Annotated in this window: 18 protein-coding genes; all 18 read left to right on the plus strand. The window is 48.3% G+C overall.

The window, feature by feature from the left end:
* The first annotated feature begins 428 nt into the window (after window positions 1–428).
* Window positions 429–2,675, plus strand: a complete 2,247-nt coding sequence (locus ACFSX3_RS22425; RefSeq protein ID WP_209994760.1) for a hypothetical protein — start codon at window positions 429–431, stop codon at window positions 2,673–2,675.
* A 269-nt stretch (window positions 2,676–2,944) separates the two neighbouring features.
* Window positions 2,945–4,669, plus strand: coding sequence for an ABC transporter permease (locus tag ACFSX3_RS22430; RefSeq protein WP_209994759.1), 1,725 nt, complete (start codon window positions 2,945–2,947; stop codon window positions 4,667–4,669).
* Window positions 4,670–4,680: 11 nt separating this feature from the next.
* Window positions 4,681–5,979 carry an ABC transporter ATP-binding protein gene (locus ACFSX3_RS22435; RefSeq protein WP_209994758.1) on the plus strand — a complete coding sequence of 433 codons (1,299 nt, stop codon included), beginning with the start codon at window positions 4,681–4,683 and terminating at the stop codon, window positions 5,977–5,979.
* Window positions 5,918–6,118, plus strand: a complete 201-nt coding sequence (locus ACFSX3_RS22440) for a GNAT family N-acetyltransferase (protein WP_379313284.1) — start codon at window positions 5,918–5,920, stop codon at window positions 6,116–6,118. The genes ACFSX3_RS22435 and ACFSX3_RS22440 overlap by 62 nt, the downstream gene beginning before the upstream one ends.
* A gap of 179 nt (window positions 6,119–6,297) precedes the next feature.
* On the plus strand, window positions 6,298–8,037 hold the full coding sequence (locus tag ACFSX3_RS22445; RefSeq protein WP_209994757.1) for an ABC transporter ATP-binding protein: 1,740 nt from the start codon (window positions 6,298–6,300) through the stop codon (window positions 8,035–8,037).
* A gap of 220 nt (window positions 8,038–8,257) precedes the next feature.
* A complete protein-coding gene (locus ACFSX3_RS22450; RefSeq protein WP_209994756.1) occupies window positions 8,258–9,094 on the plus strand; it encodes a class I SAM-dependent methyltransferase in 837 nt (278 codons plus the stop codon).
* A 91-nt stretch (window positions 9,095–9,185) separates the two neighbouring features.
* A complete protein-coding gene (locus tag ACFSX3_RS22455; RefSeq protein WP_209994755.1) occupies window positions 9,186–10,217 on the plus strand; it encodes a hypothetical protein in 1,032 nt (343 codons plus the stop codon).
* Window positions 10,218–10,253: 36 nt separating this feature from the next.
* Complete coding sequence (locus ACFSX3_RS22460) at window positions 10,254–10,556, plus strand: MazG-like family protein (protein WP_209994754.1); 303 nt, start codon at window positions 10,254–10,256, stop codon at window positions 10,554–10,556.
* Window positions 10,557–10,657: 101 nt separating this feature from the next.
* Window positions 10,658–10,846: a hypothetical protein gene (locus ACFSX3_RS22465; protein ID WP_209994753.1), complete on the plus strand. Its 189-nt coding sequence runs from the start codon at window positions 10,658–10,660 to the stop codon at window positions 10,844–10,846.
* Between the two features lie 113 nt (window positions 10,847–10,959).
* On the plus strand, window positions 10,960–12,516 hold the full coding sequence (locus tag ACFSX3_RS22470; protein ID WP_379313286.1) for a glycine betaine uptake BCCT transporter: 1,557 nt from the start codon (window positions 10,960–10,962) through the stop codon (window positions 12,514–12,516).
* 292 nt (window positions 12,517–12,808) lie between these two features.
* Window positions 12,809–13,756 carry an ABC transporter permease gene (locus ACFSX3_RS22475; protein ID WP_209994751.1) on the plus strand — a complete coding sequence of 316 codons (948 nt, stop codon included), beginning with the start codon at window positions 12,809–12,811 and terminating at the stop codon, window positions 13,754–13,756.
* A gap of 13 nt (window positions 13,757–13,769) precedes the next feature.
* On the plus strand, window positions 13,770–14,639 hold the full coding sequence (locus tag ACFSX3_RS22480) for a carbohydrate ABC transporter permease (protein ID WP_209994750.1): 870 nt from the start codon (window positions 13,770–13,772) through the stop codon (window positions 14,637–14,639).
* 65 nt (window positions 14,640–14,704) lie between these two features.
* The gene (locus ACFSX3_RS22485) at window positions 14,705–16,291 is read left to right on the plus strand and encodes an extracellular solute-binding protein (protein WP_209994749.1); all 1,587 of its coding nucleotides are present in this window, start codon (window positions 14,705–14,707) and stop codon (window positions 16,289–16,291) included.
* 91 nt (window positions 16,292–16,382) lie between these two features.
* A complete protein-coding gene (locus tag ACFSX3_RS22490) occupies window positions 16,383–18,128 on the plus strand; it encodes a sensor histidine kinase (RefSeq protein WP_209994748.1) in 1,746 nt (581 codons plus the stop codon).
* The gene (locus ACFSX3_RS22495; RefSeq protein WP_379313289.1) at window positions 18,125–19,744 is read left to right on the plus strand and encodes a response regulator; all 1,620 of its coding nucleotides are present in this window, start codon (window positions 18,125–18,127) and stop codon (window positions 19,742–19,744) included. Before ACFSX3_RS22490 ends, ACFSX3_RS22495 begins: the two co-directional genes overlap by 4 nt.
* 99 nt (window positions 19,745–19,843) lie before the next feature.
* The gene (locus tag ACFSX3_RS22500) at window positions 19,844–22,060 is read left to right on the plus strand and encodes an FAD-dependent oxidoreductase (protein WP_379256543.1); all 2,217 of its coding nucleotides are present in this window, start codon (window positions 19,844–19,846) and stop codon (window positions 22,058–22,060) included.
* 17 nt (window positions 22,061–22,077) lie between these two features.
* Window positions 22,078–23,286, plus strand: coding sequence for a GDSL-type esterase/lipase family protein (locus ACFSX3_RS22505; RefSeq protein WP_209994746.1), 1,209 nt, complete (start codon window positions 22,078–22,080; stop codon window positions 23,284–23,286).
* Window positions 23,287–23,679: 393 nt separating this feature from the next.
* On the plus strand, window positions 23,680–24,210 hold the full coding sequence (locus ACFSX3_RS22510) for a hypothetical protein (RefSeq protein WP_379313291.1): 531 nt from the start codon (window positions 23,680–23,682) through the stop codon (window positions 24,208–24,210).
* The last annotated feature ends 63 nt before the right edge of the window (window positions 24,211–24,273 follow it).

Genomic DNA, 24,273 nt, shown 5'->3' on the forward strand with positions numbered 1-24,273 from the left:
ATTCTGCCCGTCTGTCCATTTATCGCTCCGCTCTCACAACAAGGAGATTCCACTGTGGCCTAACTATGACTTTGAATCAAAATATGAATTATGCAAAATCCTCAGTTAAGAAAAGACTCTATATCCTTTTTGATTGTTGAAACAGACATATATATTTAAGCTTCAACTTGCTTCAATCAATCGTTCATTAAGTAAGCATCACTGATTCTTGGCCTGTTCTTGGTATGACAAACGCTAATTTTGAGTTTGAGCCTGTTTAAGTCCAGCCTTTTTCGCAAAAAAAGCCTCTTGCCGATTCATGCTATAACCTTCAGGTGAAGGTTATAGTATGCATGTAGCCAAGGGCTTATTTGCGCCAATCACCCTACATACATTGCAGTTTATGACGTATATACGCAGCTTGTAACGTGCAGAGGAGAGAGCAGGCGATGAGAAAAACATATTTATCCTTATTTACTCTGGTATTCTGGATTCCTGCGGTGATCCTTAGCTTCCTGGTCTGGAACGATTATTCCGGTTATGTGCGCAGTGCAGCGGATCGCCTGCACCCGGTCAAAGCGCTGTATTATCTGGACCAGGGCAAGAAGGTGCTTGCGGTCATGGACAGCAGCAACGGGCTGATGGCGACGTTGTATGACGCTGGCACCCGTAAGGCTGAGCAGGAGGTAGAGCTGCGCTCGGACATCCACCGGCAGCGGCTGGTCTCTTATCAGGCCGGTAAGCTGGTGGTCGCAACCAAGGACAATACAGGCCTGCAGGTGAATGTTATTGATCCGGCGGGGGGCGCGAAAGAGCTGGTACAGGGAAGCTTTAATATTCCAACATTTCTGAGCTCGGATGGACATGAATGGCGGGGCCGATTACTGTTCGCCGGGGCGGATAAAAGCTCAGCGGTCCATGTGGCAGAAGTCAGCCAGGCTCAGCTCCATTACGCGAATCTGAACGGATCAGCCGGGCTTCCCGCACGGCCGGTCTCGATCCGTGAAGCCTCCTTCAGCTTCATGGACGGGTATCAGCTTCCCTTCTATGAACTGGGACTCAAGGACGGGCGTACTGCTTATGCTTCTGCCCTCTTCGGCAAGGACGGCATACCTCTACTTGGGCTGAAGGGGGAGCAGGAGAGTGCTCCCGAAGCGCAGAAGAGGGTAGGGCAGGAGTTTGCCGTGCAGTTCGGACTGGACAATACCCGGCTACTGCGGGTAAGCAGCGAATATCCAAAACAGGTTCACTATTATAATGAGGCCGCAGGTAAATGGGGCGAAGCCGTCAAGACTCCGGAGCCGGTCTATCAGGCCAGGCTCTTCCCGCTGAACGACCAGGAGACGCTGATTGCCGGGTCCACCACGGAAGACGAAATCAACGGTACCGTGCATGGTTATTTGTATCATGGGCAGACCGGGGAATTTACGAATGTCAATGCCGCGCTTAAGACATTATCCTACGATCAGCTGCAAGATCCGAAGCTGAGCTTCTATAAAGAAGCGAATAATGATACACTGTACTATTCAAGTCCTGATTCATTGGGAGGCTGGCTGCTTGTCAAGGAGGGGCTTAGCGGACAGATCAGCAACGGGGAGCTGCAGCAATGGCAGATGGCTGCCGGGGAGGATCAATTATCTGCAGCGACCTTCAAGAACTATGTGCTGACATGGAATGCCCTGGTTGTGAACTGGGTGATCTGGCTCGCCATTCCTTTACTGATGGTGGTGGGACTACTCTGGCTGCCACAGCTTCTCATCCGCAAGCGGTGGCAGAAGCTGGCCGAGGGGGTTCTGATTCAAGGCACAGTTATGAATATATCGGAGACGGGGATGCTGGTCAACGAACAACCACAGGTCCGGCTTACCGTCCGTTTCACGGACCAGGGCCAGAGTAAGGAAGTCCAGATCAAGCAGGTCATTTCTTATCTGAACCCGATCCGTCCAGGCGATCAGGTGATGATCAGCTATAACCGGAGCAAGCATAAGGCGATCCTGGTACGGGAGAGCGAGCTTAAGAACCAGGCGCCTCCCCGGATCATTCATGATGCGGTCTTAAGACAGATGGAAGCCTGCGGACCTGTAAACCGCGGGCAAGCACTGCTGCTGCACTTTGAGGCAGCAGGCCAAAGCTACAGTGTGCCTGTGGTGCAGCCCTCCGGCTTCGTCTACCGTATCGGAGAACGGGCAGATCTGATAATCACAAGCGGCAACGCCCGTTTGTTGAGATATGGTCCTGCGGAGCGGATTGATCAGGCAACCCAGCTCACCTTAGAGGCTGAAATTACAAGAGTTCAGCGGTTGCCGGTGAAGATTGCCGGCCAGGATCTGCTGCTGCTTGAGATAGTGATGATGAACGGGCAGGAACGTCTGAGCAAGGTGAACAGCCAGTTCGTCCCGGAGAATCTGGAAGTCACTGTAGGCGCGGTAGTTCCCGTAACTGCAAAGCCGGAGGAGGTTGCGCTTCAATCGCGGCTTCTGCAAGGCAAGCAAGGCAGTGCCAGCGTTCGATCGGTCGACTACCGGGGAACGACCGGTGACCGGCCGCTCGCCACGATCACCGTCGAACGCGGCGGACAGAGCTACCGGATCAGGCAATCTATAGAACCGGTGTATGGCGTAGAAGCCGGGGATGAATTATGGATTGCCTACGATGAGCGCACCGGGGAAGCCACTATTGTTAATTATGCGACTTAGCAATTTATTATATGGATGCGGGAAGGGGAGAACGGATGATGGACAGTAGCAGTCGAATATGCGGTTCTAGGAATTTTAGGTTCCAGTTAAGCAGGAAGCACAACCTTCCCCATTGCAGTATAGGTCTGTCTTATTCAGTCTGTCTTCAGGGCCCTCTTGATGGCTGAATCGGACAGCCCTATATTTCTCATGAATGAAGGAATGTGCAACTCTCCCTGCTGATGCAGAGGAGAGTTTTTTTGATTTAGCTCAGATAGGAGTTGTTCACGATGCAATTGAATTTATTCAATAATGGTAATCCAAAAAGAACATTCGGCTGGGCGGATATTCTCGTCATTTCCTTGTTGTTATCCGTCCTGTATGCCGCAGCGAAGCTAGGCTCGGGGATGCAGGTACCTTTAGATCCAGAGGAACTGTCCTCGCTCAGTCTGGACCCCAAATGGCTGCCTTATTATGCAGGCCGCTCGCTCTTGCGGATGTTTATCGCTTTTGGAGCATCCCTGATCTTCACCTTCGTGTACGGCCGCATCGCGGCGTATAACCGGACTGCAGAGAAGTTTATGATTCCCGCCATTGATATCCTGCAATCCGTTCCTGTACTAGGATTCCTGTCGGCCACAGTACTGGCCTTCATGGCCTTGTTCCCGGGCAGCCTGCTCGGCGTGGAACTAGCTTCGATCTTCGCTATTTTTACCAGCCAGGTCTGGAATATGACCCTTAGCTATTATCATTCCCTTAAGACGATTCCGCGCGAGCTGAATGAGGCTGCCGCGATGAACCGATTGGGCGGATGGCATCGGTTCACGAAGCTGGAAGCCCCCTTTTCGATGATCGGTCTGGTATGGAACAGCATGATGTCATTTGGCGGAGGCTGGTTTTTCCTCGCAGCCAGTGAGTCGATCAGCGTGCTGAACCAGGATCTGCATCTGCCCGGAATCGGGACATACATGGCATTGGCCGCAGATGACGGCAATATGAGGGCGCTTATCTATGCGATCCTGACGATGGTTGTGCTGATTGTGATGGTAGACCAATTATTCTGGCGTCCGGTGATTGCCTGGAGTCAGAAATTCAAGAATGAACAGACGGAAGCAGGCGAAGCCCCAACCTCCTGGGTGTTAGAGCTTCTGAAGCGGGCCAGCTTTGTTCATTATCTTAACCGTAAGCTGCACGGCGGCGTTCATGACGGATTCCTGCGGCTTACCACCCGAAGCGCACAGTTGAATCTGCCTCATGTTCCGTCAAGGGTCAAAAAGGCCCTTCAATGGCTATTCCTGTCTGCGGCCGCTGTGCTGATGCTCAAGTATTTGTATTCAGGCATTCTCGAGATTGCCCAATTAAGCTGGGGCGAGCTGATTCATGTGGTGTACCTCGGCCTGCTGACCGCACTGAGGGTAGTCGTCTCAACACTGCTGGCTGTAATCTGGACGCTGCCTGTAGGTGTGTTCATCGGAACGAATCCGCGGCTGTCAAGAATTGTTCAGCCTGTTGTGCAGGTCCTGTCTTCTTTTCCGGCCAACATGGCGTTTCCAATATTCACGATTCTGTACTTGAAGTATGGAATATCGATGGAGATTGGGGCCATTCCGCTGATGATGCTGGGTACACAATGGTATGTATTATTTAATGTGATTGCCGGGGCGATGGCCATTCCTTCCGATCTCAAGGAAGCCGCGGTAACTCTGAAATTGACGCGCTGGCAGACCTGGAAGACGCTCATTCTTCCCGCTGTTTTCCCCTTCCTCGTCACTGGCTGCATTACGGCAAGCGGAGGCGCCTGGAACGCCAGCATCGTCTCCGAAATCGTCTCCTGGAAGGATCAAGATCTGCAGGCAGCCGGGTTAGGTACATTCATTGCGCAAGCCACCACGAACGGGAACTGGCCGGAGATCATCTGGGGCATTATCGTCATGTGCCTGCTCGTTGTGATCGTGAACCGTCTGGTGTGGCGCAGGCTGTATGCCTTAGCTGAAAGCAAATATCACTTGGATTAGAGGTGTAGAACATGACCACAGCATTGATTGAATTAAAGCAAATCACCAAACGTTATGATCAGCCGAAGCAGGCAAATGTGAGTATTCTGGAAGATATCAACCTTCAGATTAAAGAAGGCGAGTTAGTCTCGATCCTGGGACCTTCAGGCTCGGGGAAATCGACGCTTCTGCGCATCATCGCAGGTCTTGTGCCACCTTCTCAAGGCTCGGTGCTCTATAATGGACAAGAGATAACCGGTACAAATCCGGGCGTCGGGATGGTGTTCCAATCGTTTGCATTATTCCCTTGGCTTACGGTCCTTGAGAATGTGAAGCTGGGACTGGAGAACAAACCGCTGCGCGAAGCCGACAAAATGCGTAAAGCACTCGCTGTCATCGATATGGTTGGTCTGGACGGCTTTGAAGGGGCATACCCCAAAGAATTATCAGGAGGGATGCGCCAGCGTGTGGGCATCGGCCGGGCGCTCGTCATGGAGCCGGATATTCTTCTGATGGATGAACCGTTCTCGGCTCTTGACGTATTGACCGCAGAGAATCTGAAACGCGACTTGCTGGAGCTGTGGACGGAGCGGCAAATCCCTACCAAATGCATTATTATGGTCACCCACAGTATAGAGGAAGCTGTCTATATGTCAGACCGGGCGATCGTCTTATCCAGAGATCCCGCCCGTGTGATCTCCGATATTCCCATTGCGCTGCCGCACTGGCGGGATAAGCAAGAGCCGCAGTTCACCTCGCTGGTGGACCGCATCTATTCCATACTGACTCAAAGGGAAGTGAAATCTACCGATCCGAACATTGAAAAGAATAATACCATCGAGAAAATCCAACCGGTTCCGGCAGGTGCCCTGACAGGCTTCATCGAACTGATCCAGGATTTGGGACAACAAGTGGATTTGTATAAGCTGGCCGATCAATTAAGTCTGAAACTGGAAGATTTCCTGCCCATCGTCGAGGCGGTGGAAATGCTGCAATTTGCTACGATTCTGCAAGGAGATATCGAGCTGACAGAGGTTGGACATCAATTCGCCGATGCAAGCGTCCTGTTGCGCAAGGAAATTTTCAAGACCCAGGTGCTGGAGCATGTTCCGATCATGGACAAAATCATCTGGATTCTGCAATCAAAATCCAATAACAAGATGGAACGGGCCTTTTTCGTGGAGATTTTTGAGAAGCATTTTGAGGCAGAGGAAGCCGCACTACAACTGGATATCCTATGTTGCCGGAACGGGTCTGGAGCACGGGTATATGGAAGACATTATCGTCCATCCAGATTATCAGAGGCGCGGAGTAGGACAGCAGCTTGTTAAGGAGCTATTGAATGAGTCTATTCGACGCGGATTGACCATAGTAACCCTCACTTATAGCCGTAAGCATAAAGAATTCTATGAAAAGTGCGGATTCTCGTCTACAGCGGCCGGGATCTGGCGGGCGGAGGAAGGAAAGTAATTCATACAAGAACTGAGAAACCAGCGAACCCCTATGGACGCTGGCTTTTTGGCGGCCGTAAATCGGAAGTAATTCTATAATATGTAAGGTGATTTACTATTATTAGGCAGGTTAATTCCATCTTCCCTATCCGTTATGATTACATAAGCTGCGCCCTTTGAAGGAGGTTCTGCGGACTTATGAATCCGACCCGGACATTGATTAAGGAGATATTGTCTGACAGCAAGAGAACCCTTTTTTTGATTCTATTCTTCAATATCTCAGCCGCATTGGTCTCGACTCTTCAGCCCCTCCTGTTCAAAGACCTGTTCGACGACATCCTGCCAGACAAGCAGATCGGGACGGCTGCATTCTATATGCTCCTGCTTATTCTAATTCCCGTAATCTACGCCGCCTTGAACAGCGTTACCTCTTATTACAATAATGAGCTGGGCAACCATTTATCCAAGAATCTGCGCCTGCGGCTGTTCTCTGACGTACTCCGGACCCGGCCAAGTAACGTGGACAGCATCGGCAAGGGCGAAATCATCAACCGGATCACTTTGCAGGTGGGGATGCTGTGTGAAATTTTCGTGGTAGACACCCTGATGTCCATGGTCTCGAATGCTATTCTGCTGATCGCGACCCTGTGGATCATGTTCTCGATGAGTACCGAGCTTACACTCGCGGCCATCCTCTCATTCCCTCTATGTATGTACGGCTTCAAGCGCTTCAGGAGCAAGACAGAGCGCCTGGATAAGCAGTATCATGGTATTTTGGATAAGGGCATCAATTATTTGAATGATTTCTTCACGAATCTGAAGGCGGTCCACAGGTGTAACGGACATCAGGCAGAGCAGAAGCGCTGGAGGGAGTGGAATGACGAGGCGTGGAGGATATCCAGACAGTCCAGGCTATTTCATCATGTGGTGTTGAACCTGGTCGCGGATACGGTCATTTCCATCATTACAGGCATCATTTACGGCTATAGTCTGTTCCTGATTCTAAAAGGCCGCATCTCACCAGGCACATTGCTGGCCTTCATTGTGATTCTTCCAAGGCTGTATCACATTTTCAAGTCGCTGTTAACGCTGAATATCGATAGGAGCCGGATGACGGTCATTATTAACAACCTGAATGACATCCTTGAACTGGAGAAAATCGGATCGGGAGCTAACGCTCCGAACTATAGCCGCGTCCCCCTCCTGCAGATGAGGAATGTCTCGTACCGGTATGCTCCGGCAGATTCTTTTGGGATCACGGACTTTAATCTGGAGATTCAGCCAGGAGCCTTCGTGGGGATTGTTGGATTAAGCGGCTCAGGGAAATCTACGATATTCGAGCTGATCCACAGGTTCATAGAGCCGGATGAAGGCGAGATCTGCCTGGACGGTGTTGCGATCCAAGAGCTCGACATACATGAATTAAGAAGATATGTCGGCTATTCCCCGCAAAAGGGAGTGCTATGGAACAAGTCCATTCTCGACAACATTATTTATCCTTTGCAGAAGGAAGACATGAATGAAGAGACATGGCGGAAATTCAGCACTGCTGTTAACCTTGCCCATGTAGACCCATTTGTTCTATCCATGCCTGAGCAATATGACAAGCAGGTGGAGAACCACGGCGACAATCTCTCCGGCGGCGAGATCCAGCGGATTCTATTAGCCAGGGCTTTCATGAGTGAACCCCGGATTCTGATGCTGGATGAATACACCTCAGCTCTCGACGCCTTGACAGAGAGTGACTTGAACGATACCTTGTTGAGCCTGAAGGGGAAGCAGACGATCCTGGTAATCGCGCACAGGCTGTCCACCGTGAAGAATGCAGATGTCATCCTGGTCGTGGATAAGGGCCGCATTGTTGAGCAAGGAAGTCCGGCAGAACTACTGGCCCAACAGGGAATGTATTACAAGATGGTGGAGAAGCAGAAAATTTAGACGAAAGAGGACCTCAAGCCCAAAACTTCTCTGGAGTCACGGTAGTCCTACACTGAGGAACATTAGTTTGGGAAATTTAGGATGCCAAGTGAGCCAAGGCTTAGTATAATAGGTGCAGACGGATTCCAAGGAGGAGGTGGTTGTATGAGTGCAGGCGATATTAGCGACATTAGCGATATTACTCCGATTACCCAATTGAATATGAAAAGGAGAGGCTTTCATGAGCTACAACCCCGAAATCCCGAGAACCAGGTACGACAACTATGGCGACCGTGAATGGACACGGCTTACGAAGGATGGTCCAGGCGAGCTTTTGTATCAGGTGCATCTGGATATTCTTCAGCGTTACACTAAGCCAACTGATACAGTGCTGGAGATTGGCGCAGGTTCAGGCAGGTATACTAAGGACCTCGTGACCATGTGTTCCGAGTTGACCGTCGCTGATCTGTCAAGCCATCAGATTGAATTCAATCAATCCAAAATGCAAGAGCTGTCCCTGGCGGACAGAATCAAGGCGTACCATGTACTAGATGTGCTGGATATGAGCGTGTTTGAAGATGCTTCGTTCGACACTGTGGTATGCATCGGCGGTGTAATTAATTATCTCTTGGACAAAGAGACGGATGGAATCCGGGAGCTGCTAAGAGTACTGAAGCCGGACGGGATACTCATTCTGGGTTCCATGAGCTTCATCGGCGCTTCCATGTATTATCTGGATGGCATCCGTTATGAGAAAGACCAGTTCGGCATTGAAGCTACCAAGTGGATCATGAACACAGGGATACAAGACGAAGAGCATTATCCCGTTCCGAGCAAGCATTACGTCCATATGATGAGAAGCGCTGAATTAGATGCTTTATTTGCCCAGTTTCCGGTTAATATTCTGGAGAGAAGCTCCGCTGGACTCTATACGCAAGCTGGAGACGCTGCCTTGGCGAATGCCCGGGGGGACCAGGAATTCTGGAAGCTGATTGTCGAACAAGAAATTGCGTTCACCAAATTACCTGGCACGCTTGATTGTGGGATGAATCTCATCTACGTGGTGCGCAAGTTATAAGGCTGCCGCTCAATAAGCATGGCTTAGTCAAAATCCCGTCTGCCACAAACAGGCGGGACTTTTCATATCCAAACGAACGGGGGATCACGGAATGGGAGTATGGACTAGTTCTATGAATGGCGCACCTTGGACCAAAAGTAAAATGAGTACAGCGGTGAAGCAATTGCGCGAGCGGGCGCTTATTTCGTATGTCATCGATGTGGACAAGCTCCAGGATCTGCAGGAATTAGATCAGCATGTATTTGCCGAACGCCCGGATCTGGTCTTGTCAATTAGTCAAGCCGACAGGAAAGTGCGCTATTCCGAGGAATTGCTGCAGACCTTAGCAGAACTACAGCACATCACAGCCTTAGAGTTGAATCTGTTTCATAGTGTGGATCTGAGTGTGCTTGGCAAGTTGCAGCGACTGCAGTTTTTATCCATTTCGGCCAAAAAGCCGATAGACCTAAGCTTCCTCGCAAGCTTCAAGCAGCTACAATATCTCTCGGTCCATGGGCAATTTCAGGACTTAACGCCGATAGGCGATGCCGCCAGCCTGGATACCTTAATCTTGCGGACTACGATTCATGAGCTGGAATTTGTCCGCCGGTTACCGAACCTGCTGTGCCTCTTCATTCACGACTCCATCTTGAAAGGATCACTGGATGCGCTTGCAGATTCTACCGTCCCCATGCTGAGTCTGGCGGCTATCCGCAACTTAACGAAGGTGGATGCCCTGGAGTCCATGAGCAATCTTACATACCTGAACTTATCCTTGCCGAAGCTTGAGGCTTTGTGTGACTTTTCGAATATGCCGGGGCTTATACAGCTTGAACTCGATCAGATGAAATCCCTGGAGGATATTGACCCTTTATGGACCGCAACGCAGCTTGAAATGTTACAGCTAAGAGAGATTTCAGCAGCCGTGACCGCGAAGGAGTTAGAGCCTTTGACCGCAATGAAGCATCTGAAGCAGGTGGACTTCCAGTTCCTTGATCTCAAAAAAGGAAGGATCGCAGCCTTACGTGAGTCGTTTGCCCAGGCAGGCAAGAGCCACCTTCTGTATGAGAATATCGCCGAAGCCCAGCGAATCCAGCCCATGATGTTAGTGCATTTACGTAAGCATATGGGAGTAGTTCAATAAGTTATTTCAATAAGACAGAAGATAGGAGTGATCACAGTGATTGATTTAGTACAACTCCAGAAGAGAGTGTATCAGAACAAGCTGGAAAAGGGGTTCAATGTCACAGATATTTATCAGGAATTCTGCCTGACCCACGGCGAACTGTCTGAGGCCTGCGATGCTTACCGGAAGAAGAAAGACGACCTCGGTGAAGAGTTGGCTGACGTAGCCATCTACCTGATTGGACTGGCGGAGATTCTGGGAATTAACCTGGAAGAAGAGATCATGAACAAGATCGACAAAAATGAAAAGAGGAGCTATGAGAATAGGGATGGGGTGCTAATAAAAGTGAAGGAGTAGAGCGCATTCTCCAATCTTCGTGCATAAGCACCCCGATAGTATGGAAAAACTTCTATAGTGCAGATAAACAGCATGAATAGATTTCTCAGGAGGTTAGCGTGATGACAACTCAGGACCCGAAGGAGCTTTTGAAGCTGAAGCATGAGCAGGATGAGGAGAAGAGACAGTTCACTACCTTTGCCCGGGCTGTATCCGAAGACGGGGAAGTAGAAGCAGGTCAGGAATTCAGTCATGACCGGGTGCCTGACGACCAGAACCGTATGAAATCGGTGGAGAACAGACAGAACTGAGCAGGACCCTGACGGAAAAGTACAATGGATGGACCCTCAGGAAGCCTTTTATGCGTTCCTGAGGCTTTTTTTGTTTATTTTGTATACATACACTACTCATGGAGGTTCATTTAATGGTTTTTATCATCTCAATTACCATCGTAGCGATTTTTGCAATATGGGGAGCAGTGGCGCCTGACCAGATGGCAAGTACCGCTACTGCCGCGTACACTTTCTCCATCCATAATTTCGGCTGGTTCTATTTGCTGGCAACTCTGTTTTTCTTGATCTTCACCTTCTATTTGGCCTTCAGCAGGTTTGGCAGTATCCGGCTGGGAGACGATGACGATGAACCGGAATATTCCACAGTCTCCTGGCTGTCGATGCTATTCAGCGCAGGAATGGGGATCGGGCTTGTCTACTGGGGAGTGGCTGAACCGCTGTCCCATTATTTATCTCCGCCGGAGGGCGTAGCAGGAGGGACGACAGAAGCTGCACGGATCTCCATGCGCTATTCTTTTTTCCACTGGGGACTGCACCCATGGGCGATCTATGCCGTGATCGGATTGACGCTTGCTTATTTCCAGTTCCGCAAAGGGTACAAAGGCTTGATCAGCTCAGCGTTTATACCTCTACTCGGGGAGCGGCTGGTATCCGGCTGGCTGGGCAAGGCCATTGATATTTTGGCGGTGATTGCCACTATATTTGGGGTAGCGACTTCGCTTGGTCTCGGGGCTCTGCAGATTAATGGAGGTCTGCATTATTTATTCGGACTTCCGAACACCGTAGCCGCTCAGATTGCAATTATTGCGGTAGTGACCGTGCTGTTCCTCATCTCCGCTACCAGCGGTCTGGACAAGGGAATCAAAATCCTCAGCAACACCAACCTAGTGATCGCCGTTCTTTTGATGCTGTTCGTATGGATCACAGGTCCGACCTCGTTTATCTTTGATACCTTTACCACCACATTAGGCAGCTATTTGCAAAACATCGTCAATATGAGCTTGAGATTAACGCCTTTTTCCAAAGGAACCTGGGTCGGGGCGTGGACCTTATTCTATTGGGCCTGGTGGATTGCCTGGGCACCCTTTGTCGGAACGTTTATCGCGAGGGTATCCAAGGGAAGAACCATTAAGGAGTTTGTCATTTGCGTGCTGATTGTACCGAGTCTGTTCGGATTCGTCTGGTTTTCGGTATTTGGCGGAACGGGTATGCAAATGGAGCTGTTCGACGGTGTTCAGCTGGCAGAAGCCGTTAAAGGAGATACGACTACCGCCCTTTTTGTCATGCTGGAGCAACTCCCCTTAGGCACCATTGTATCGTTTATAGCTACGATTCTGATTATGATCTTCTTCATTACATCAGCCGATTCGGCTACCTTTGTACTGGGCATGCTGACCTCAGACGGCAAGCTGAACCCCAGCGCAAGAGTCAAATTAACCTGGGGGATTCTGCAATCCTCCATCGCTGTAGTGCTGCTGATTAGCGGCGGATTAGGCGGGCTTCAGACCGCTTCCATTGTAGCAGCTTTGCCTTTTGCCATTGTTCTCATCGGCATGTGCTTCTCCCTGCTTAAAGCGCTCAAGGAGGAGGACAAAGAGCGTCGTCAACGGGAAAAACGCCAACGCCAACAGCTGAAGCAGCTGTTGGAAGAGCAAGAAGGGGCCCAGCCTAATGTGGATTCCATTTGATCAATCATTTGTGGTGTGTGTTAAAGATCACAACGGATAATCTAAGGATAGAAGCTAACAGAATGGAGCTAGTTGTAGAGAACTTATTAAAAGAATTCGGCGCGGTTTAGCTTGAAGTAATATACAATGTATGAACCCTCAGGAACGCGATTCTAGCGTCCTGAGGGTTTTTTCGTAATCAGCCTTCATTCACAATTCAGATTAATATCTTATAAGAAATTCTAGAAATCACATAAATTTATCTGGTTAGGGGGTGCTAATATACAACTATAAATAAAGACGAGGTGATGAAATGCAAGCGAAACTGGCAGCGGACGCCATTCCCCTCTCCAAAAAGCGGAACTCATGGATAAGGACGATAAAAAAGTATAAAGTGATGTACGCGCTCTTGTTCCCGGCATTAATTTATTTTGCCGTATTCAAATACATTCCTATGGCGGGAATCATTATTGCCTTTAAGAACTATAACCTGGCTTTGGGGCTATGGGATAGCCCGTGGGTGGGATTCAGAAATTTCACGGATTTTATGAACGGCGTGTATTTCTGGGACATCATGAGAAACACGATTATCATATCGCTGTATAAGCTGTTGTTCGGTTTCTCGGCTCCTATTATTCTGGCTTTGCTGCTTAACGAAGTGTATACCCAGTGGTTTAAGAAAATCGTCCAAACGATCACGTATTTACCCCATTTTCTGTCATGGGTCATTGTGTATGGAATGATGGTGGCTTTATTAGCCCCGGGGGATGGTCTGTTTAACATGATTTTGAAGGAAGCTGGAGTGGAGCCTATCTCCTTCCTGACAGAACCTGCCTGGGGCAGACTGCTGATTATCTTATCTGAAATATGGAAGGATATTGGCTGGGGAGCGATATTGTACCTTGCCGCATTAGCGGGAATCGATCCGAGTCTATATGAAGCGGCTAGAATGGATGGCGCTTCCAAATCGAGACAACTCTGGCATGTAACCCTTCCCGGCATTCGGGGAGTTATGATTCTGATGCTGATCCTGAAGTTAAGCCATATCCTGGATGCTGGTTTTGACCAGATATTCATGTTTGCCAACAGCTTCAATCAGGAGAAGATCGACATTATCGACACCTGGGTATACCGGGAAGGGCTTGAGCGGCTTAAGATTGGCCTGGCTACGGCTGTAGGATTGTTTAAAGCAGTCATCGGATTTATTTTAGTGCTGACGGCGAATAAGATCGCCAAAAAATTCGATGGGCAAATCTGGTGAGGGGGTGATCTAAATGATCAATTTAACAATCGGGGAAAAAGTCTGGCAAGCCGTCGTTTATTTTATACTGATTATGCTATCCCTGCTGTGCTTACTCCCCTTTCTGTATGTGGTTGCAGTCTCAGTGACCCCGGAATCGGAAGTGCTAAGAAGAGGAATTGTGATTATACCAGAGACCTTTACCTTTCTGGCCTACAAAGAAGTATTCATCTCTCATGGCATTGGGCAGGCGTATAAAATCACCTTGTTCCGGACGATTGTAGGCACTTTGCTGAATGTGTTTTTTACGGTAATCGCAGCGTATCCCTTATCCAAAAAATATTTACCGGGCCGAAGCCCATTCCTGCTATTCATTGTCTTCACGATGATGTTCGGGGGAGGATTAATTCCGACTTATTTATTAGTCCGCTCGCTGGGATTGCTGAACAGTCCATGGGTACTGATCATTCCACAGCTCATCAGTGCCTTTAATCTGGTCATCATCAAAGGATTTTTCGAGCAATTGCCTGCAGAAATTGAGGAATCAGCGAGAGTAGACGGGGCAAGTGAACTTCAGTCCTTATGGCGGATCATTTTACCCCTGTCCTTGCCCGTCCTGTCCACCATCTCCTTATTCTACGCAGTCGGGCATTGGAACAGTTACTTCGATGCTATTGTCTATATCAATGATTCCAGCCTGATGCCGCTTCAAGTCATCTTGCGTAACATCCTGCTTAACGTCGCCACCCAAAGTGCTGATTCGCTTGCCAATTCCGGAGCGGTGAGTACGTTCGCAGTGCAAATGGCTGCAGTTGTGGTGACTACCGTCCCGATCTTAATCGTCTACCCCTTCATGCAAAAGCATTTTACCAAAGGTGTACTCTTGGGATCGGTCAAAGGTTAAAAAGCATTTCAACCGGAGTTGTTACGGGGAAACCGTGATAATATAGAAGCAAAGGAGAGGTCATTATGCAACGTAAAGCGATTTCATTGGCTATTCTGGCAGCAATGGTCGGGTTGGGAACGGTGTTGTCCGGATGTGGGGAAGCTAAAGAGGATACATCGACAGCTCCAAGTAATTCACAAGACCCGTCTAGTCCCTTTAAAACTAAACTAAAAATCTCGATGTTCAACCAGGGGACGTTCAATGCTGCTGCTCCGATTCCTCCCCGTGAAGAAGATATCCAGCGCCAAATGCTGGAGAAAGCCGTCAATATCGACCTGGAAATGATGATTCCTCAATCCGGGCAAGCAACGACTAAATTAAATACGCTCATTGCCGGCGGAGATATTCCGGATCTGATTTTCTTGAAAAGCCGGGCGGATCTCGCGCAATATTATGATCAGGGTGTTCTTGCGGATCTGACACCGTATCTGGATCAATTCCCTGAATTGAAGAAACGGTTCAGCAGCGACTCCTGGGAGGCGGTGTCCTATCAGGGACAAACCATTGGGGTTCCCGGTTATGATAATGTGAACGGGATCAGCCGAAGCTACTTTATCCGTAAAGATTGGCTGACCAAGCTGAATATGGAAGTGCCCACGACACCTGACGAGCTCTTTGAAGTTATGAAAGCCTTTACAGAGAAGGACCCGGACGGTAACGGCAAAAACGATACGTACGGCTTCATAGGCGGTATGAATAAAGAAGGCAATCTGCAAACCTACGGTTTCGATAGCCTGATGTGGATGTTCGGTGTCAATCCGCCATCAGCCATTGATGTGAAGGACAATGAACCGGTGTTCCTGTTTACCGACCCCAAAATGAAGGAAGCACTCGCTTATATTCATAAAATGATGGAAGCCAAGGTTGTAGATCCGGACTGGGTGACGATGAATACGCCTGATTTGCTCGACCAAAAGCTATTTAAGGGGAAGGTCGGCTTCATGATCAGAGACGCCCGCAGGCTGGAACCGGATTATCAGCAGAAAATGAAAGAAATCAGCGGAGAGGTGCCGGAATGGATCGTGATCCCTCCAATGACAGGCCCTTATGGTGATCAGATTGTAGAGAGAAAATCGTTCCAGGGCAATTCATGGGCTATCTCCAAAAAAGCGGATAAGGAGAAAATCATCCGCATCTTGTCCATGCTGAATTATTTCTTCACGGACCAGGAAGCCTATCCGAATTTTGCATACGGGATCAAAGGGATTCATTGGGATGTGGTGGACGGCAAGATCAAAAATAAAACCTCCGAATTATCGAAGGATATGAAAGAAAAGTACCTATGGGTCGATCATTATAGAATGCCGCGCCGCGGGGATGATGCTGAGTACTTCAGCTTCCAGAATCCCAAGACGGCAGAAGCTTTTGAGAACAACCAGCAATATGTGGCGGCTACTTTGCCCGGGAATCTATTGACTGAAGACCCGAATGATTCATTGGCAGCCGACCGCCAGCGTTACATTAATGAGAGTCTGGTCAAATTCATGACTGGCAAAGAACCTCTGTCGAACTGGGACAATTTCCTCGGTACACTAGAGACCAAGTTTGACATGCAGAGATATAAGGAGTCTGTAATCAAACAATTCAAAGAAGCAGGCTTAATTAAGTAAAATCAAACGAAGAGAGCGGCTATCCTTAGCCCCTCTCTTTGTTGTCATATGCTATGATTTGTTCAATACAGATGCAGAAGGAAGATGATCCATGCGAAGAAGAATCAGCTTGCCTTTGAAATTATTTCTAATCGTGTTTGCCTTTGTGTTAAGCTGCATCATCTTGATCAGCCAATTATCTTACCGCTATGTCCAAAAGGAAATAAGAACCACGGACGTGTATTACACCAACCAGATTCTCGACAAGATAGACCAGTATTTCACCGTTAATTTCTCCTCCTTCCAGACGATCCTGTTCTCGGTCGAATCATCGGTGAAGGCCAACATTGACAATACGGATGTGATTAAAAAGCAATTAAGAGTGCTGTATGAACTTAACAGTAATTACGTAAGCAATATCTATTTGATCAAAAGCGATTTATCCATTCTAGGCGGAAGCACGCCGACCCGGATATTCGATGAACCTTTAGCGGAAAGAGAACCGTTGTTTGCTGCGGCTGACAAGGACAGAAGGACTACCTTTGTTAGCGACCCTTACAAATCCAAGTATTCCGGCTGGACTGTGACAATGGTCCGATATCTGAACGGCGCTCCGTTTCCTATAGCCATTGCGGTAGATCTGGATCTCAATGCCATTGAAGAAACCCTGTTCAAGATTAATCGGCAAGAACAAATGAATTTGGCTCTAATCACTGCATCGGGCAAAATCATTGCCGGATTCTCGGAAAATAAAGGCCCCCTGAACATTCAGGACCATACCTTTTCCATTGGTGAAACATCGGCGGAACAAATTCTGGATACTGCAGAATCAAGCCTTCAATTGCATACCAGAGAGGGGACTCCCGTCTCCCTTCTGAAGAAACCGACGGAGAAATTCAACTGGACCATCCTCTCGATCAACGATGAATCACGCCTGAAGGCGGCTTTATCCAGATTGGAAACCTATTATATCGAGCTTCTGGCCGCAGGTTTTCTCTTAAGCCTGTTCGTGTCCTTCGTCATTGCCAAATATATAAGGACCCCGCTCTATGCACTCAAAACAAAAATGAAGCGGGTGGAGCAAGGCCTTCTGACAACTACGATATCCATTAACCGGAATGATGAGTTTGGAGATCTCTCCCGGGCCTTCGACCGTATGCTGCAGCAGATTGTGGAGCTGATCCGGGGAGCAGAGCTTCATCATGAACTTGAACGCAAGCTGGAAATTCAAGTGCTGCAGTCTCAAATCAACCCTCATTTTTTGTATAACACGCTGGGTTCTATCAGCAATGTCATCCGGCTCGGACAAATCGAGAAAGTAGATGTGGTGATCGAGTCTCTGATTTCAATCTTGGAATACGGGATAGCTGACGCTTCGGAGAAGGTCTCCCTTCGTCAGGAACTGCAAAATGTATCGGACTATATCGCGATTCAGAACATCCGTTATAACCGAAACTTCCAATTAATTGAAGATATCGAAGCAGGGTTAATAGACTTTCCTGTTTTCAGAATGCTGCTGCAGCCGCTTGTGGAGAATAGCATCTTCCATGGTTATAACGGAGGGGGGCTCGAAGGTCCTATTACTATTCACGCTTACAGGGAGCGCGGCAGGGTCATTATAGAAGTCGTTGATCAAGGCGAGGGTATTCCAAGCGATAAGCTCCAGCATGTTCTAATCTCAGAACCCAGTGATGTGGAAGTGAAACGGAAAAGAATCGGATTAAACAATATTCATGACCGGATCAGACTGCACTACGGAGAACAGTTCGGACTCCAAATCATAAGCATACCTAAGGAAATTACCCGTGTTCAGGCCTTGTTCCCGGCAGGCTTGTTTAAAGGAGATGCATCATTGTGAGAGACTATACCTGCTTCATTGTTGACGATGAGGATCTAATCATTCAGAGACTGGAATTATTTTTTCACGAGCTTTCCCTCAGGGACAGGCGATTTCATCTGGTGGGCAAAGCGAGTAACGGGCTGGAGGGGCTGGAAGAGATCGTAAAGCTTAAGCCGGATATCGTGATCTCTGATATTGTTATGCCGCGAATGGACGGGATTTCCATGATTGAGCAGCTGAAGCCCATGCTTCCCCGGACCCAGTTCATTCTTTTGACCGCTTATTCATCCTTTGAATACGCCCAGAGAGCGATTCAAGCCAACGTACTGGAATACATTGTTAAGGTTCCGCTCAGGGAAGCCGATTTGAACCGGGCTTTGGATAAGGCCGCCGGAATTCTAAATGAGGTGAAGAAAAAAGAAGCGGAATTTCAATCATTAAACGTATCCGTGCTGGAAAATAAATATAGAGTCCGCAAGCAATTTTTCAACGAGCTGATCAGGGGCGAAATTCCTTCGCACCGGGCATCGGATTTTGCCAACCGCATGCAGTTTCATTTCTTTCAAGCCAACTACCGCTGCTTCATTGTCGAAATGAATCGGTATGAGAGCTTCCGGAACGCCTATTCAGCATCTGATCAAAACATCTTGAGATATGCGATTACGAATATCATCGAAGAAACGGTGATGAATGGCGGCAGTGGTGTAGCTGCGGATCTATCCGATAACCGTTTTATTGGCTTCCTGTCCTGGGAGAATAACCGCAGTGATCTGGAGACGGAATATGATTGCCAGGCATTAGGGGGACAGATCGTCTCCCATTTGGACCAATATTTGAATCAAAGGGTATCTGTCGCTTTTGGAGGGCCGCACCGGGGCTGGGAATCCATCAAACAAGCATACACGGAAGCACACCATGTGAGTGACGACTTCTATTATCATACTGAGAAGGCCGTACAAACACCTATGCATCGCTTTCAATACCAGAATGACAAAAAAGAGGAATTTCAGCAGAAGCTGGCTGAATTTCTGGCCGGGGTGAAAAGAAAGGTCTCCAAGGAAGAGCTGGAGCAAGCCTTTGCGGAGCTGAACCAATGGGTTACGGACCATAAAATCCATAAGTCCATCATGGCGCCTATGCTGCGGGACTTGTACAGAGACATTACTGTGAAATTTAAATCAGGGAACAAGCTGACCACGGAAGTAGCGGAGTTTCCCATAGAGTGTATGTCTTTCCGGGAGCAGCTTGCTTATATTGGTGACTTCACCTACGAATATGTACATGCCGGCCAGCTTTTACATCGGGTGGAGATCATGAGTGCTATCCGGTTTATAGAGCAAAACCTGAAACAGAGATTAACGCTTGAGGCGATTGCCGAGGAAGTGAATTTAGCCCCATCGTATTTCAGCAGCTTATTCAAAAAAACAATGAACGAAGGCGTGATCAGCTACATCAACCGTAAAAAAATCCATGTAGCTCTTGAGCTGTTAAATGTTCAGGATTATTCAATATTGGAATTGTGCGAGGAAGTAGGGATTGTGAACGAAGGTTATTTCTGCAAATTATTCAAAGAATACACGGGAGATACGCCTAAGCAATACCGGATAAAAATGACGCGGTATGAATCCAGATAACATTGCAACAATTGTATAATTTTTTCGCGAAATCATGTAAAAAAAAGCTCTTCAAAAAGCTTACCATGAGAGCAGGATCTAATCATGGAGGTTATCAAAATGGAGCTTATTAAAGCAGATGTAACCGTCGTAGGCGGAGGGATTGCCGGGATCTGCGCTGCCATCGCTGCCGCACGCCAAGGGCTGCAGGTCTCCCTAATTAATGACCGCCCGGTTCTTGGGGGGAATGCGAGCAGTGAGGTCAGGGTTCATATCAACGGGTCGGCCTATCTCGGGAAAAGTCCATCCTATTATGCACGCGAGGGCGGATTGGTAGAGGAGCTCAAGCTGAAGATTTTCCATTACAATCCGTTGTACAACAAGAAGCTTATGCTGTCGTTATCGGATACGGTCTTGCTTGACATGGTCTATGGTGAGACTAACATTTCTCTATTCCTGAATACAAGCGTGCATGACACGGGGATGGAGAACGGCAGAATTAAGTGGGTGGAGGGCCTTCAATTAGCTTCCGAGCGGAAATTCCGTTTCCAAAGCCGGACCTATATTGATTGTTCGGGAGATGGAATTGTCGGATATCAGGCAGGGGCGCTCTTCCGGCGGGGGAGAGAGGCGAAGCATGAATACGGGGAAGAATTGGCGCCTGAAGCGGCGGACCATTACACTATGGGCGATACGATCCTGTTTCAAGCCCGTGATGTTGGTTATTCCGTTCTCTACCATAGACCTGGCTTTGCGTATGATATTACGAAGCTGGCTTTTTTTGATAGTATCCGAAAAGGCTTGAACCACCGGGCTTTTCCCAGAAAAATCAACGGGCTTGGCGGCTTGTGGTGGCTGGAATACGGCGGACATCTGGATGTTATCAAGGATAATGAAGACATCGCCTTGGAGCTGCGGAAATTGGTGTACGGGATTTGGGATTATATCAAAAACAGCGGCGAATTCGATGATGTAGACTCTCTCATCCTGGATTATGTATGCCCGATTCCGGGAAAGCGGGAGTCAAGGCGGTTTATTGGTGATCACATGCTGTCCCAGAACGATCTTACGGCAAAGCCTCATTTCGAAGATGCTGTATCCGTCGGCGGATGGTATATGGATTTACATGCGAATAAGGGCATCTACGATGAGGGACCGGCAACAGCCTGGAATTTCGTGCCGGGACTATACAATATCCCTTTCCGTAGCTTATATTCACGGAATATTCCTAATCTTATGTTCGCCGGCCGCAATATAAGTGCTACCCATGTAGCTTTCGGATCGACCAGAGTAATGGCAACCTGTGGTTGTATGGGTCAGGCGGTTGGAACGGCTGCTTCGTTATGCCTGAAATATGAGATAGACCCTGCGGCCATAGCTGAGGATCATATGGGCGAGCTGCAGGCGCTACTGCTCCGGGACGGGCAGACCATTGTAGGACTGCAAGAGGAATTGGACCCTTACTTCGCGGACGGATTAACGATTCGGGCCTCGTCTCAGCGCAGCTATGAGAATCTTCATCCCACCGAAGAGATCTCCTTGGAGACCGGGTTATGTCTGGTCTTGCCGATTCAGACAGCCGAGGCTGACAGCGTACAGATCAAGATTAAAAATCAGTCCGGGCATCCGGAGACACTGCAGGTGAAGCTGCTTGGCGGGGACCGGAAGGAGAATTATATTCCCAACAGCGAGTTGAAAGACTACCGGTTGGCGATTGCCGCCGGGCATGACGATTGGATTACGCTGGACCTCGGCTGCAAGAAACCGGATGACGACAAAATCTACATCGTATTGGAAGGTACGGCGGGTCTTGCCGTATACGGCAATGAAGAGAAATTAACCGGAGCGGTCAGCTTCTATTATAGACCGGAAGAGCCGTCCAGACTGAAGAAATTCAATAAGAGCATTTGCTTCAAGGATCTGTTGCCCGCCCAGGATATGTACAATCCAGGGAATGTCGTCAACGGCTTCTCCAGACCTTATGGTCTGCCGAACAGCTGGATCTCTGAACGTACGGAAGGACAGGAATGGCTGGAATTCAGTTGGGCCAGCCCCAAAAGTCTGGACGAAATCCAGCTTGTGTTCAATTCGCAGCTTGATTTGGAGCATTTCGATGATCCGATTGAATCGCTTATCCAAGATTATGTTATGACCTTAACCTTAGAAGACGGAAGCGAGCGGACCGTCATCACCCGCGGGAATTATCTCACCTTGAACAAACATAAGGTGGATGCCACAGGTGTCACCCGAATCCGCTTCGATTTCTATGCAACGTATGGTTCGCCTTATTTTGAAGTATTTGCTGTGAAATGCTTTGCTCCTAAAAACGATAAGTGAGGTCAGGTGAAGTCGAGATGAAGGAAGCATTCCCCCGAAGAGGGCTGCCTAATGTCATTCAGAAGCTGGAAAATGGGAATACCGTAACCATCGTCTATTTCGGTGGCAGCAATACGCGTTCGGAAGGATACAGGGTCATGACGGCGGATTGGCTGCGTGAGCAATATCCCCAGGCGGATATCCGCACGGTGAATGCAGGCATTAATGGGACAGGATCGGATCTAGGCTGTGCACGTGTGGAGACAGATGTACTGCTTCACAAGCCTGATCTGGTATTTGTTGAATTTGTCGGTAACGATGGCGGAGATCCCGAATCCAAGGCGCGGATCGAAGGGATTGTCCGTCAGATCCGCAAGCGGAGCCGGTTCACCGATATCCTGTTCGTGTATACGCTGAAGGAACGGGATGTGGCCTTATTTCAGGCCGGGGAATACCAGAAGGGGGCTCTGATGCAAGAGGAAGTGGCTGACTATTATGGTATTCCTTCGATTCATCTGGGCGTAGCGGTCAGTCATCTGGTGTCAAAGGGTCAACTCATATTCACCTCCAGAGAAGACGTATCCATTTCCGGAGCCGTTATTTTCACACATGATTCGATCCATCCGACCATTCCCGAAGGACATCAGATTTACACGGATACGATTACCCGCTCATTTGAGCGAATTCGGGAACTTCAAGATCATCCGGGAAGGGTAGTCCATCACTTACCGCAGCATCCGCTGGTCCCCGCTAATCCTTGGGAGTATGCGGGCATGCTGCCACTGGATAGTCTGACTACTTTTTCCGCAGGATGGTCTTATATGACACCGGATAATTCTACTCTGGCGCGCGAGTACAATTGGTTGTTCCCCGGCCTATGGCGGGCAGCCGAGCCTGGAGAGGCGATCACGGTGCAGTTCGAGGGAACGCGTATCGGGTTATTCGATATCGGGGGGCCTGATTCCGGCAGATTGAAGGTGTCGGTGGACGGTGGAGAACCCTTTATTGTCGACCGGTTCACACTATACAACGATCATAACCGGAACCAGTATGTATTCTTGCCGGAGCTCCCGAACGGGCAGCATACGGTCCGCTTCGAAGTCGATGCCGGCAAAACAGACAAAGCGGCTGTGTTCGAGGCATCCGGCAATGAACGAAGCATTGAGCATGTCCGGCAGCATCCGGAGTGGTACGATCAAACGGTGATTCAGCTTGGGAAGTTGTTGTTGGTGCAGCCGCCATTATAATGGCTCATTCGACATTATACAATGGATGAACCCTCAGGAACGAGATCCTAGCGTCCTGAGGGTTTTTAGCTTTTGTTTCATTTCTTTAGTCCGTTCATATTCAGTTCATATTGACGTCAGGGGATAAGAGGGAACTATTGGTTCAAGAATGGTACCCTACTGAAAATAACAGTAACAAGAAAAGTGAAGCTCTTTTTCCAAAGATCCTAGAATCAAGTCTGGAGTCAATATGGACGGGTCACTGATCGAAGCGGAACATAGAGATGATCTAAACAAGCCGTTTATGTTCATAAGATCGGGAAGCTTAAAAGGCTGATTGCAGAGGGGAAAACAAAAAAATGAGCTTGGAAAGAACTTCTCTGTTTTTGCTACATGCAACCTACTCATGGAAATATGCTAGCAAGATTGGTCGATGATTATACAGTTATACCTGAAACAACTCCTGCACCAACAAGTCCAGTGGTTATAACGGAACCTACTCACGAAGAAATCATGGTTAAGGATATAGAAGAGTATAGCAAGCAATTGGAACTGCTAGAAAACTATGAAGATAAAGCTATAACTGTGTATAATCAACTAATTGACTTAAGAATAAAAGACTCAACAAGAAAAACATTCTTTCTGTCATTAAATAACACTGTAGTACCGAACTATACTAAGTTTGTATCCGGGTTGAAGTACCTAAAAGTGAATAATGCAGAGTTAAAAGAAGTACATAACCATTATCTAGCAGGGGCAAAACTCCAGTTAGAGGGGATGACTATAATGCGGGACAGTCTAAAAACAACCAAAATAAACTATTCCAAATTCGAAGCTGGTTACAATAAGGTTGGAGAAGGAGTCAAGCAATTGGATAAAGCGGAGCTTCTTTTAGACAATTATATGAGGATTTTGCATAATTCATATTTTGATTCAAAGTCATAGTTAGGCCACAGTGGAATCTCCTTGTTGTGAGAGCGGAGCGATAAATGGACAGACGGGCAGAAT

This window comes from Paenibacillus rhizoplanae, from assembly GCF_042684125.1.
Classification (GTDB): domain Bacteria; phylum Bacillota; class Bacilli; order Paenibacillales; family Paenibacillaceae; genus Paenibacillus_AQ; species Paenibacillus_AQ rhizoplanae.

Excerpts from the sequence above, each read along its gene's own strand:
- ACFSX3_RS22475 (WP_209994751.1), top strand. The coding sequence starts at position 12,809 with ATGCAAGCGAAACTGGCAGCGGACGCCATTCCCCTCTCCAAAAAGCGG.
- ACFSX3_RS22485 (WP_209994749.1), top strand. The coding sequence starts at position 14,705 with ATGCAACGTAAAGCGATTTCATTGGCTATTCTGGCAGCAATGGTCGGG.
- ACFSX3_RS22500 (WP_379256543.1), top strand. The coding sequence starts at position 19,844 with ATGGAGCTTATTAAAGCAGATGTAACCGTCGTAGGCGGAGGGATTGCC.
- ACFSX3_RS22470 (WP_379313286.1), top strand. The coding sequence starts at position 10,960 with ATGGTTTTTATCATCTCAATTACCATCGTAGCGATTTTTGCAATATGG.
- ACFSX3_RS22430 (WP_209994759.1), top strand. The coding sequence starts at position 2,945 with ATGCAATTGAATTTATTCAATAATGGTAATCCAAAAAGAACATTCGGC.
- ACFSX3_RS22510 (WP_379313291.1), top strand. The coding sequence starts at position 23,680 with ATGCTAGCAAGATTGGTCGATGATTATACAGTTATACCTGAAACAACT.
- ACFSX3_RS22440 (WP_379313284.1), top strand. The coding sequence starts at position 5,918 with ATGGAAGACATTATCGTCCATCCAGATTATCAGAGGCGCGGAGTAGGA.
- ACFSX3_RS22480 (WP_209994750.1), top strand. The coding sequence starts at position 13,770 with ATGATCAATTTAACAATCGGGGAAAAAGTCTGGCAAGCCGTCGTTTAT.
- ACFSX3_RS22425 (WP_209994760.1), top strand. The coding sequence starts at position 429 with ATGAGAAAAACATATTTATCCTTATTTACTCTGGTATTCTGGATTCCT.
- ACFSX3_RS22490 (WP_209994748.1), top strand. The coding sequence starts at position 16,383 with ATGCGAAGAAGAATCAGCTTGCCTTTGAAATTATTTCTAATCGTGTTT.
- ACFSX3_RS22445 (WP_209994757.1), top strand. The coding sequence starts at position 6,298 with ATGAATCCGACCCGGACATTGATTAAGGAGATATTGTCTGACAGCAAG.
- ACFSX3_RS22455 (WP_209994755.1), top strand. The coding sequence starts at position 9,186 with ATGGGAGTATGGACTAGTTCTATGAATGGCGCACCTTGGACCAAAAGT.
- ACFSX3_RS22505 (WP_209994746.1), top strand. The coding sequence starts at position 22,078 with ATGAAGGAAGCATTCCCCCGAAGAGGGCTGCCTAATGTCATTCAGAAG.
- ACFSX3_RS22450 (WP_209994756.1), top strand. The coding sequence starts at position 8,258 with ATGAGCTACAACCCCGAAATCCCGAGAACCAGGTACGACAACTATGGC.
- ACFSX3_RS22465 (WP_209994753.1), top strand. The coding sequence starts at position 10,658 with ATGACAACTCAGGACCCGAAGGAGCTTTTGAAGCTGAAGCATGAGCAG.
- ACFSX3_RS22435 (WP_209994758.1), top strand. The coding sequence starts at position 4,681 with ATGACCACAGCATTGATTGAATTAAAGCAAATCACCAAACGTTATGAT.